The 432-nt window shown below is 66.9% G+C and carries 1 protein-coding gene; it reads left to right on the forward strand.

What is annotated here, in order from left to right; all coding sequences use genetic code 11:
* Window positions 1-432, forward strand: a 432-nt coding sequence (locus ACV22V_RS32585; RefSeq protein ID WP_448016845.1) for an amidohydrolase family protein, incomplete at both ends; no start/stop codon positions are given.

Here is a 432-nt window from a genome sequence, read left to right on the forward strand (position 1 = left end):
GATTTCGAGGACTTCCGCGTCGCGCGTCCCGATCTGCCGGCGCAGATGGAGGACGATCTCGAAGGCGTCGTGCGCGTGCTCGCGCAGAACCGCTGGCCGTGGCGCATGCACGCGACCTACGACGAAACGATCAGCCGCGCGCTCGACGTGTTCGAGAAGGTCAACAAGGACATCCCGCTCGAAGGGCTGAACTGGTTCTTCGATCACGCGGAAACGATCTCCGAGAAATCGATGGACCGGATCGCCGCGCTCGGCGGCGGTGTCGCGGTGCAGCACCGGATGGCGTACCAGGGCGAATACTTCGTCGAGCGCTACGGCGCGCAGGCGGCCGAAGCCACGCCGCCCGTCGCGAAGATGCTCGGCAAGGGGCTCAAGGTATCGGCCGGCACGGACGCGACGCGCGTGGCGTCGTACAACCCGTGGGTGTCGCTC

The sequence above is a fragment of the Burkholderia sp. AW33-5 genome, assembly GCF_053427615.1.